Below are 10,565 nucleotides of genomic sequence, written 5' to 3'. Positions count from 1 at the left end.
TCCCCGGGGCCCGCACCGGCCCCGGGGCGGGGGTCCGGCCTCCGCCCGGACCCCGGTCCCGGGGTGCGGCTCCTCCTGTGCCCGGACGCTTCCCCCGGTCCCGGCTGATGGTCTGGGATCAGCCGGGAACCCCCGGCGCACATCACACAGACCGGAGGAGCCACGTGATCCGCGCCCTGACCGGATTCTCGACGAGAAACCCATGGAAGGTGATCGCCGGCTGGGCCGTGCTCGGCATCGCGCTGGCCCTGCTGGGCCAGGCGCTGGTCTTCCGCGCCACGCAGAGCAGTGCCGGCGATTTCCTGCCCCCTTCCTACGATTCGGCCGCCGCCCTGAAGATCGCGGAGGAGCGGTTCGGGGCGAGGCCCGACGCCAACCCGCTGACCGTGCTGGTGGCCAGGTCCGACGGTGAGCGGCTCGGCGCCGCGGACGAGCGGCGCATCGACGGCAAAGCCGCGGAGCTGGCCCGGTACCGGATCGCCATGCCCAAGTCGCAGGACGACCCGCCCTTCACCCGGGACCATTCGCAACTCCCCCGGGTCAGCCCGGCCATGACGGCTCCGGACGGGAGCTACCGGCTGCTGTCCGTGGAGCTGACCGGCAATCCGCAGGATCCCGGGGTGCAGGCCACGTACCGGGCCTTCCGCGACCACGCACGGGCCGAGTTCGCGCGGGAGGGGCTGCGGACCGGTTTCACCGGCGGGCTCGCGGACAGCGTGGACGGCGTCGACGCCGAGAAGACCCGGTCCACGGTCGTCGGCATCGTGATGCTCGCGGTGATCGTGCTGCTGCACGTACTGGTGTTCCGCAGCCTGCTCGCCGCGCTGCTGCCGCTGCTGGTCGTCACCATCGTCGGCGGCGCCGCCACGGGCACGGTCGTCGGCGCCGCGATGCTCACCGGCATCCGGCTCGACGCGTCCACCCCGCAGTTGATCACTGTCGTCCTGGTGGGCATAGGCATCGACTACTTCCTCTTCCTGCTCTTCCGTTTCCGCGAGCAGTTGCGCCGGCGCCCCGACCAGTCCGGGCGGGCCGCGGCGGCGGAGGTCGCCGGGCGCGTCGGCACGGCGGTCACCTCGGCGGCGCTGACCATCGTCGCCGCGTTCGCCACGCTCGGGGTGGCCTCCTTCGGGCAGTTCCGGGTGCTCGGGCCGGCCATCGCGGTCGCCGTGCTGGTGATGCTGCTCGGCAGCCTCACCCTGATGCCGGCCCTGCTCGCCGTCGCCGGGCGGAAGATGTTCTGGCCGTCGCGCTCCCTGGGGCAGGAGCCGCCCGCGGGCTCCGCCGCCCGGCTGGGCGACCGGGTGGCGCGGCGGCCGCTGGCGGCGGCGGCCGTCTGCGTGGCGCTGCTCGGCGCGCTGGCCGCGGGCGTGGCCGGCATGCGGATGGACTACGGATCGAGCGACGGGGGCGGCGAGCGTACGGCGGCCGCGGCCACCGCGGCCGAGATCTCCCGGGCGCTGCCCGCCGGAGTGTCGGACCCGATCAGCGTGTTCGTCGTCACGCAGGACGGGGGCGCCTTGCGCGGCGAGCGGATCGATCCGCTCGCCGGTGCGCTCGCGAAGGTGGCCGGGGTGGGCCGGGTCGCACCGACCGTGCTGAGCGAGGACCGCCGGGCGGCGCGGATCGACCTGTTCCCGACCGCCGATCCGCACGGTCAGGAAGCCCGGGACCTGGCGTCCGGTCCGGTCCGGGAGGCGGTCGCCGCACACCGGCCGGAGGGCACGCAGGCTCATGTCGGGGGCAGTGCGGCGGTGTTCGCCGACATCTCGGAAGCGGTGGACAAGGACCTGAAGGTGGTCTTCCCGGTGGCGGCGGCGCTGATCGCGCTGATCCTGTTCCTGCTGCTGCGCAGCCTGCTCGCGCCGCTGGTCCTGCTGCTCTCGGTGGGACTGGGGTTCGCGGCGACGCTGGGCGCCTCGACGCTCGTCTTCCAGCGGGCACTGGACCAGCCGGGCGTGGCCTTCTCGCTGCCGCTGGTCCTGTTCCTGTTCGTGGTCGCGCTGGGCACCGACTACAACATCCTGGTGACCGACCGGATCCGCGAGGAGATGCGGCGGCCGGGTCCGCCGCGCGCGGCCGTGGCCCGGGCGGTGCGGCACACCGCGCCGGCCATCGCGACGGCCGGGCTGGTGCTGGCCGCCTCCTTCGGGAGCCTCGCCGTCAGCCCGGCCTCGGCCACTCAGCAGATCGGCTTCGCGACGGGGCTCGGGATCCTGCTCTCGGCCTTCGTCCTGTCGATCGTCCTGGTGCCCGCGTGCGCGGCGCTGCTGGGTCGTTCCCTGTGGTGGCCGCTGCGGCCGCGCGCCGACGCCGAGCCGCAGGCCCGGCACTCCGGGCCTGCGGAGCACCGGGTCCCGGTCGGCTGAGCCGCCGGGGGGCGGGCCTGACCGCCGGGGCACGGGGGGGCGTACGAAGGTGCGCACCGTCCCCGTGCCCCGGCGCCGCCGGCCGGCTCAGGCGAGGTTGTCGACCTCGGGGTGCTCGGCCAGCCAGGCGCGGACCGCCTGCTGTTCCTTGCCCTTGCCCGATTCCTGGATCTTGGCTTCCAGACCGGTCAGCTGGGCCTCGCTGAGCTTGAACGAGCGCAGCCAGTCGGCCACGCGCGGTTCGTCGGCGGCGAAGCCCTTGCGCGCGACGGTGTGGATGCCGTCGCCCTTGCCCCAGGCGCCCTTGGGGTCCTCCAGCTTGTGCAGGTCGTGCGAGGCGTACGCCCAGTGCGGCGACCAGAGCACCGTCACGATGGGCTCCTGCTTCTCGTAGGCGCGCTTGAGCTCGGCGAGCATGCCCGGGGTGGAGCCGTCGACGACCTTGTACTCGCCGTCGAGGCCGTACTCCGGCAGGACCTTGTCCTTCAGGATCCCCATCGCGCCCGCGCTGGGCTCGATGCCGATGATCCGGCCCTTGAACTCGCCGCTCCTGCCCTTGAGGTCGGCGAGGGACTTCACGTCCTTCATGTAGGACGGGACCGACAGTTCGAGGGAGGTGGGGCCGTACCAGGCGCCGAGGTCGTCGAGCTTGTTCCCGTACTTCTTCCAGTACTCGGACTGGGTGACCGGCAGCCAGGCGTCGGTCTGGAAGTCGACCTGCCCGCCCGCGAGGCCGGTGAAGAGGGCGCCCAGCTCCAGCTGCCGGGCTTCGACCTGGTACCCGCGGCGCTCCAGGAGCTCCTTCCACAGGAAGGTGGAGGCGATCCCCTCGTCCCACGGGATGTAGCCGATGCTGACCTTGCGGCCCTTGCCGATGTCGTCGGCGCCGGCAGCGCTCGCGTCGGTCCGGCCGGCGCCGCCGAAGGCGTTCAGGCCGCCGGCGACGAGGGCGAGCACGACGGCTCCGGTGACGGCGTGGGCGGGCTGGGGCCGGTGGTTCCACAGCCGGGTGACGCCGGTCGCGGCGGACCGCGCCTTGGCGAGGGAGCGGCGGCCGAGCGGGGAGACCTGGCGGCCCAGCGCCCCGGTCATCCGGTCCAGGTACATGGCGAGGATGACGATGGAGATGCCCGCCTCGAAGCCGAGGCCGATGTCGACGCTGCCGATGGCGCGGTAGACGGCGCCGCCGAGTCCGCCGCCGCCGACCATGCCGGCGATGACGACCATGGACAGGCCCAGCATGATGACCTGGTTGATGCCCGCCATGATGGTGGGCAGGGCCAGCGGGAGCTGGACGCGCACGAGCGTGTCGCGCGGGGTGGTGCCGAAGGCTTCGGCGGCCTCGACGAGTTCGGCGTCGACCTGGCGGATGCCGAGCTCGGTCATCCGTACGCCCGGGGGCAGCGAGAATATGATCGTCGCGATGATGCCGGGCACCACGCCGACCCCGAAGAAGATGATGCCGGGGATGAGGTAGACCATGGCCGGCATGGTCTGCATGAAGTCCAGGACGGGCCGCAGGGTGGCGCTGACCCGGTCGGAGCGCGAGGCCCGGATGCCTATCGGGACCGCGAAGGCCAGCGTGACGAGGGTGGCGACCAGGACCAGCGAGAGCGTGGACATGGCGTCTTGCCACAGGCCGACGGAGTCGACCAGCGCGAAGCCCGCGAAGGCCAGCAGGCCGGCGAGGAGGCCGCGCAGGTACCAGGCGGCGACGGCGAGGATGCCGGCGAAGAGCAGCGGCGACGGAGCGGACAGCACGGTCTCGATGCCGTCGTAGAGCCCGGTGACGATCGTGCTGATGGCGTCGAACAGCCAGGACAGGTGGCGCTGGAGGAAGTCGACGGCGCTGTCGACCCAGGCGCCGAGTGGCAGGCGGGGCATCAGGCTGCCACCTCCGTGCAGGCCATCGGGGGCCGCTGTTCGTCGCCGATGAAGGCGACGAGGCGGTCCTGGGTCACGGAGCCGACGACGGAGCCGTCCTCGTCGGTGACGGCGACCGGGTGCGGGACCCGGGCGCTGATCGCGCACAGGTCGGCGAGCGGGGTCTCGGGGCTGACGGTCGGACAGCCGCAGGCGTCGGCGGCCGCCTCCCCGTGGGCGGGGGCATCGGGCTCGTCCATGACGGCTTCGGCCGTCAGGACGCGCGAGCGGTCGACGTCCTGGATGAAGGAGGCGACGTAGTCATCGGCGGGGCGGGTGAGGATGTCCTCGGCCGTGCCCTGCTGGACGATGCGTCCGTCGCGCATGACCGCGATCCCGTCGCCGAGGCGCATGGCCTCGTTCAGGTCGTGGGTGATGAACACGATGGTCTTCTTGAGCCGCTTCTGGAGTTCCAGCAGCTGGTCCTGCATGTCTCGCCGGATCAGCGGGTCGAGGGCGCTGAAGGACTCGTCCATCAGCAGCAGGTCGGCGTCGGTGGCCAGCGCGCGGGCGAGGCCGACGCGCTGCTGCATGCCGCCGGACAGCTCGTCGGGCCAGGACGTCTCCCACCCGCCGAGCCCGCACAGCGCCAGCGCCTCGGCGGCGCGCCGTTCGCGCTCGGCCCGGGGGACGCCCTGGACCTCCAGACCGTACGCGGCGTTGGCGAGGACGTCGCGGTGCGGGAACAGCGCGAAGTGCTGGAAGACCATGCTGATCTTGGTGGACCGTACGTGGCGCAATTCACGCGGTGTGAGCGCGGTGAGGTCCTGGCCGTCGAAGAGGATGCGTCCCGAGGTGGGCTCGAGCAGTCCGTTGAGCATGCGCAGCAGCGTCGACTTGCCCGATCCCGACAGACCCATGACGACGAAGATCTGGCCGGGCTCGACGCGGAACGTGGCGTCGATCACAGCGGCCGTCGTTCCGTCGGCGCGCAGCTCGTCGCGGCAGGTGCCGCTCTGGAGCGCGCGGACCGCGGCCGTCAGGTCGTCGGGGCGTCTTCCGAACACCTTGTACACGTGCTCGGCCTGGAGCGTGGACACATACACCTCGCGGGTCGTACCGGGAACGGCTCTCCGGTCGCAAAGCGAACGGCGGGCCGTAGAGCGGTACGGGATCTGCCCGTGCGCGCCACGTCCTCCGGCCGTTTGGCCGGAGGACGTGGTTCCGCTCCATTGGCGCCCATGCCCGGTATTAACCTCAGCAAACGCGAAGGTGACTCACCTCACGCCGACTGCGGGTGCCCCGAGTCTTCCAGCATCGAGGAGCGCAGGTGCGCGAGGAGGCGCGTGAGGAGCCGGGACACCTGCATCTGCGAGATGCCGAGCGCCGCACCGATCTGGGCCTGGGTCAGCTCGTCGCCGAACCGCATCCGCAGCATGGTGCGCTCCCGGTCGGTGAGCTGTCCGAGCAGCGGCGCGAGGGTCTGGATGTCCTCGACGCGCTCCAGCGCCGGCTCCTCCTCGCCCAGCACGTCGGCGAGGGTGTGGCCCTCGGAGGGGTGGTCGCCGTGCTCGGCCTGGGGGGCGTCGAGGGAGCCGCTGGTGTGGCCGTTGGCGGCCACGAGCCCCTCGACGACCTCCTCGTCCGTGAGGGAGAGGTGCGCCGCGAGGTCGGCGACCGTCGGCGAGCGGTCGAGCGTCGCGGTCAGCTCCTCCTTCGCCTTGGCGATGTCGATGCGCAGTTCCTGCAGGCGGCGCGGAACGCGCACCGCCCAGGTCGTGTCGCGGAAGTGCCGTTTGATCTCGCCTGTGATGTACGGCATGGCGAGGGTGGAGAACTCGGTCTCGCGGGCCGGGTCGAACCGGTCGATGGCCTTGATCAGACCGATGGTGCCGACCTGGACGATGTCCTCGATCTCGCCGCCGGCACTGACGTCGCCGGCGGCTCGGCCCCGGAAGCGGCGGACGGCGTACTGGACGAGTGAGGCGTTCATCTCGATCAGCGTGTTGCGGACGTAGCGATACTCCGGGGTGCCCTCGGTGAGTTCACTCAGCCGCCGGAAGAAGACCCTCGACAGCTCCCTGGCGTCGGCGGGGGCCACCTCGCGGGGCTCGTCGATCCTGGGCAGGCCCGCGCTGAGGGCGAGCGCCTCGCCGCTCCGGCGGGGGCCGGGGAGGACGACGGCGGCGGCGTCGGTGCGGGGGTCGGCGGTATGGGCGGAGGGGGCGGGTACCGGCATGGGGTTCGCTCCTTGGGCTGGTCGGCTTGCGGCGCGGGACCTTGACTGCCGTAGATGGTGGCCTTCTTCTGCTCGTACGTCAAGAATTACCGGAAAAACATTTCACGTCTTGCATCACGTGAATCGCGTATCGCATCATGACCACATGGGGAGCAACACAAGTCGCGAAAACTGGACATTCCTTACAAATCACGCACGCGTTCTGGTGAGCATCGCCCGGGACCCGGCCGTGCGGCTTCGGGATGTCGCGCAAACGTGCGCGCTGACCGAGCGGACCGTCCAGACGATCGTCAGCGACTTGGAGTCGGACGGATATCTACGACGCGTCCGCGACGGGCGGCGCAACCGCTACGAGATCTCCTCGGGCGCGGTGTTCCGGCACCCGGCCGAGGCCGGGGTCCAGGTGGCCGGCCTCCTCGCCCTGCTGACCGGCGTCCCCGCCACCGCGAGCTCGCCCGACCTCCCGGCGGGCACGGACGAATCCGAGGCCCTGGACATGCTGGGCCTGGACGCGGTCGCGGACTCGGCCCCGGAGCCGACCCCCGGGCCCGCCCCGACAGTCCTGGGGGCCGTTCCGGGACCCGTCCCGGACCTCGTCGCCGACTGACGGCGGCGCACGAGTCCGGCCCGCACTGGCGTTTCGGGGCGCGCGGCGGCGACTTCTTGGGCGACGGTATCCCCATGAACTGGACACTCGAAGTCATCCCGGTCCCCGTCACCGACCTGAACCGCGCGAAGGAGTTCTACGCCGACAAGGCCGGCTTCAAGGTCGACGTCGATGACGAGGTCGCCCCCGGGATGCGCGTCATCCAGCTGACCCCGCCCGGCTCCCGGTGTTCGATCGCGATGCTCGAGGGGATGCCCGCGGCGCCCGGCACGAAGGTGATGGCGCCGGGCGCGCTGCAGGGACTCCAGCTCTGCGTCACCGACATCGAGGCGGCCCACCGGGAACTGGTGGACCGGGGCGTGGACGTCTCCCCGATCCGCCACGTCGGCGCGACGGGCTGGGAGGACGGCAAGGGCGAGACCTGGAACTCCTTCATGTCCTTCGAAGACCCGGACGGCAACGGCTGGGTGGTCCAGGAGGCCCCCTCCGAGCTGTCGGAGCGCTGAGCGGCAGCAGGACTGCGGGCGACCCGACGGTCCCGGCCGTCTCGGCGGCCCCGGCCGTCCCGGCCGCCCCCTTCTGCCGCTTCTGCCCCTCCCTTCCGTCCTGTTCCCAACGGTCCCCGGCCCCCTTGTGCCCTCGGCGGCAGCGGCCGCAGCCTTGGCCGCATGACTACAAGACCGCACTTATGGCGGCGCTGCGGCGCCCTGCTGGCCCTGTCCGCCGCGCTCGCGCTCGGCTCGCAGACCGGGGCCTCGGCCGCCGCTCCGCCGGAGGGTTCCGTCCGCTACGCCGGGGCGCCGAATGCCGTCCCGGGCAGCTATCTCGTCGTGCTCGACCCGGCCCGCGCGAACTCCCGTACCGATCAGGGCCGGGCGGTGGTCGAACGCGTCGGGGGCAGTGTCCGCCGCACGTACGGGTCCGCGCTGAACGGCTACTCCGCCCGGATGACGGAGCGCCAGGCCCGGCGCCTCGCAGCCGACCCGGCCGTCACCGATGTCGTACAGAACCGGACGCTCACGCTCGACGCCACCCAGCCCGACCCGCCCTCGTGGGGCCTGGCCCGTATCGACCAGCGGCGTCTGCCGCTGGACACCCGGTACACGTACCCGGACTCGGCCGGGCAGGGGGTGAGCGTCTACGTCGTCGACACCGGGGTGCACATCACGCACGAGGACTTCGGCGGACGCGCCTCCTACGGCTACGACGCCATCGACGACGACATGACCGCGGAAGACGAACACGGCCACGGCACGCACGTCGCCGGGACCGTCGCGGGCACCACGCACGGGGTGGCCAAGCAGGCGAAGATCGTCGCGGTCCGGGTGCTCGACTACACCGGTTCCGGCACCACGGAGCAGGTGGTGGCCGGAATCGACTGGGTGACCCGCAACGCGGTGAAGCCGGCGGTCGTGAACATGAGCCTGGGCGGAGACCCGGACGAGGTCCTGGACGCGGCGGTCCGGGGCTCCATCGCCTCCGGCATCACCTACGCCGTCGCCGCGGGCAACCAGAACATCGACGCCTCGGGCCACTCCCCCGCCCGGGTGTCGACGGCGCTGACGGTCGGGGCCATCGGCGAATTCGACCACCGGTCCGAGTACTCCAATTACGGGCCGCTCGTCGACCTGTTCGCCCCCGGCGACTCCATCACCTCGGCCGCGTACTTCTCCGACGACTGGTACACGACCATGTCGGGCACCTCCATGGCCACCCCGCACGTCACCGGCGCGGCCGCCCTCTACCTCTCGACCCACCGCACGGCGACCCCGGCCCAGGTGGCCGCCGCCCTCACCTCGACCGCCAGCACCGGATCCGTCATTGACGCGGGCCCGGGAACCACCGACCGGCTGCTCGACGTGAGCGGTACGACGCAGCGGCCGCCGGGGAAGCGCTTCGCCAACACCACCGACCGCCCCGTGGCCGATCTGGCGACCGTCGACTCCCCCGTCACCGTCAGCGGGGTGTCCGGCCGCGCCCCGGCCGATCTCGACGTACAGATCGACATCAGGCATCCGGACGTCGGGGACCTGCGGATCGATGTGATCGCCCCGGACGGCACCGCCTATCCCGTCAAGGACGAGTGGGACAACTGGATCACCACGGACTACCGCGTGGTCCTCGCGGTCAACGCCTCGTCCGAGACCGCGAACGGAGTCTGGAAACTGCGGGTGTTCGACACCCGGGCCGGGAACACCGGCTACATCGACTCGTGGTCCCTGCGGTTCTGAGTCCTCCCGCCCCGCGCTCAGGGCACGCCCCCGGTCCCTCGCCTGACGGGCCATCCGGGCACCATCGGGGTGTCAGGTGACGAGGAACCCCGGGGCCGGGCGGTCCCGGTGGAAGGTCAGCCGGTCCCAGGTGGGAAAGGCGAGGTCGGTGACGGCGACCAGCCGGCCGGTGGTGTCGTGCAGGGTGCGCCGTACGGAGAGTCCGGCGGCGGGGGTGGCGGCCCGCGGGTGGCTGGTACGGGTCATGGTGATGGTCTCGGCGACGCGCCCGGCCGCCGCTGACCGCTCCAGCCAGTGGCGCAGGGGGCGCAGGTCCTCGTCCCGGACGGGCGCGGCCGCGCGGTCGCGGTAGCGGGCCAGCTCGGGCGTCACGGCGACGGTGTGCGGGCTGAGGTACGTCACGGCGTGCTGGAGGGTCTCGCCGGCCGGGCCGAGTTCCCGGTGGTGGTGGACGAGGGTCCGGTCGCCGCCGCGCATGCCGAGCAGGGCGGCGAGGGAGGGCGCCACGGTGACGAGCGTCAGCCAGCTCTGGGTGGGGGCCGCGGCGGGGGCGGCCACGGCCCGGGACGCGGCGTCGGGTGCCGGCGGGACCGGCGGGATGTGCTGCGGGGGCTGCGGGAGCTGCGAGGTCCGGGCCGCGGGCGCGGACCGGGTGCCGCGGCGGCCGGTGACGACGAGGCCGTCCTCGCGCAGGTGCTGGAGGGCGGCCCTGATGGTCTGCCGGTTGACCTGGTAGCGGGCGGCCAGGCTGCGCTCGGAGGGCAGTCGGCTGCCGGGGGTGTGGCCGGTGCGGTCGAGTTCGCGCCGCAACGCTGCGGCGATCCGCTGGTACTTGGGCGTGGCGGCCGGGCCGCCGCCCCGCGAGGGGGAGGGCATGACTTCTCCTCTGACGGGTGGTCAAGGACTGCGCGGTCTGCCCGACCAACGTAGCATTGGTCTATACCTGTTGCCAGGCGGACCCCGGGCAACCCGCCCTGTTTGGCCGGAACCCGTACCTCGCGCGGGGACATCACCCCCGAGGGCGGAGGCCTTCCGGCTCGCTCTCCACGATGCGGAGATCGTCGGCGTCCCCGGTTGACCGGAACAGCGCCGCGGCCCGCTCGAAGCGCGGGACGGCGGCCTTCACCTGGGACCTGGCCGGGCGCAACTTCCCCAGCTCGTACTGCACTCCGCCCTGACCCACGAGATGTCCGACGCGGTGATACAGCGTGAGGGCACGTTCCAGTTGGTCCTCGGCCGAGGCGAAGTCACCGCCG

Annotated in this window: 8 protein-coding genes; 4 read left to right on the top strand and 4 right to left on the bottom strand. The window is 72.4% G+C overall.

Annotated elements, in window-relative coordinates; translation table 11 throughout:
• Positions 1-164 precede the first annotated feature (164 nt).
• Complete coding sequence (locus tag ACFWB8_RS29560) at positions 165-2,369, top strand: MMPL family transporter (protein WP_385233714.1); 2,205 nt, start codon at positions 165-167, stop codon at positions 2,367-2,369.
• Positions 2,370-2,456: 87 nt separating this feature from the next.
• Here ACFWB8_RS29560 and ACFWB8_RS29555 read toward each other — a convergent pair whose 3' ends face one another.
• The 3 genes from ACFWB8_RS29555 to ACFWB8_RS29545 all read right to left on the bottom strand — a co-directional run bounded on the left by ACFWB8_RS29555 (position 2,457) and on the right by ACFWB8_RS29545 (position 6,471).
• Complete coding sequence (locus ACFWB8_RS29555) at positions 2,457-4,253, bottom strand: ABC transporter permease/substrate binding protein (protein ID WP_385233711.1); 1,797 nt, start codon at positions 4,251-4,253, stop codon at positions 2,457-2,459.
• Positions 4,253-5,332, bottom strand: coding sequence for a glycine betaine/L-proline ABC transporter ATP-binding protein (locus ACFWB8_RS29550; RefSeq protein ID WP_385233709.1), 1,080 nt, complete (start codon positions 5,330-5,332; stop codon positions 4,253-4,255). The genes ACFWB8_RS29555 and ACFWB8_RS29550 overlap by 1 nt, the downstream gene beginning before the upstream one ends.
• Before the next feature lie 182 nt (positions 5,333-5,514).
• Positions 5,515-6,471, bottom strand: coding sequence for a SigB/SigF/SigG family RNA polymerase sigma factor (locus ACFWB8_RS29545; RefSeq protein WP_385233705.1), 957 nt, complete (start codon positions 6,469-6,471; stop codon positions 5,515-5,517).
• A gap of 205 nt (positions 6,472-6,676) precedes the next feature.
• On the opposite strand from ACFWB8_RS29545, the gene ACFWB8_RS29540 reads away from it, so the two are divergent.
• From ACFWB8_RS29540 to ACFWB8_RS29530, 3 genes are all read left to right on the top strand, one after another.
• Entirely contained in the window at positions 6,677-7,078 is a 402-nt protein-coding gene (locus ACFWB8_RS29540) for an ArsR family transcriptional regulator (RefSeq protein ID WP_385233702.1), read from the top strand.
• 74 nt (positions 7,079-7,152) lie between these two features.
• On the top strand, positions 7,153-7,584 hold the full coding sequence (locus ACFWB8_RS29535; RefSeq protein WP_385233699.1) for a VOC family protein: 432 nt from the start codon (positions 7,153-7,155) through the stop codon (positions 7,582-7,584).
• 162 nt (positions 7,585-7,746) lie between these two features.
• A complete protein-coding gene (locus ACFWB8_RS29530; RefSeq protein ID WP_385233696.1) occupies positions 7,747-9,309 on the top strand; it encodes a S8 family serine peptidase in 1,563 nt (520 codons plus the stop codon).
• A 72-nt stretch (positions 9,310-9,381) separates the two neighbouring features.
• Here the strand turns inward: ACFWB8_RS29530 and ACFWB8_RS29525 are convergent, their stop codons facing one another.
• Entirely contained in the window at positions 9,382-10,185 is an 804-nt protein-coding gene (locus tag ACFWB8_RS29525; RefSeq protein ID WP_385233693.1) for a GntR family transcriptional regulator, read from the bottom strand.
• Positions 10,186-10,565: the final 380 nt, after the last annotated feature.

Origin of the sequence: Streptomyces sp. NPDC060031, from assembly GCF_042736805.1 — a bacterium.
In the GTDB taxonomy this organism is placed as follows: Bacteria; Actinomycetota; Actinomycetes; order Streptomycetales; family Streptomycetaceae; genus Streptomyces.
The sequence above is the reverse complement of the archived record's forward strand: the minus strand, read 5'-3'. Positions and strand labels throughout refer to the sequence as shown.

Coding starts and splice junctions, on each gene's coding strand:
- ACFWB8_RS29545 (WP_385233705.1), bottom strand. CDS start 6,471: ATGCCGGTACCCGCCCCCTCCGCCCATACCGCCGACCCCCGCACCGAC.
- ACFWB8_RS29535 (WP_385233699.1), top strand. CDS start 7,153: ATGAACTGGACACTCGAAGTCATCCCGGTCCCCGTCACCGACCTGAAC.
- ACFWB8_RS29525 (WP_385233693.1), bottom strand. CDS start 10,185: ATGCCCTCCCCCTCGCGGGGCGGCGGCCCGGCCGCCACGCCCAAGTAC.
- ACFWB8_RS29530 (WP_385233696.1), top strand. CDS start 7,747: ATGACTACAAGACCGCACTTATGGCGGCGCTGCGGCGCCCTGCTGGCC.
- ACFWB8_RS29555 (WP_385233711.1), bottom strand. CDS start 4,253: ATGCCCCGCCTGCCACTCGGCGCCTGGGTCGACAGCGCCGTCGACTTC.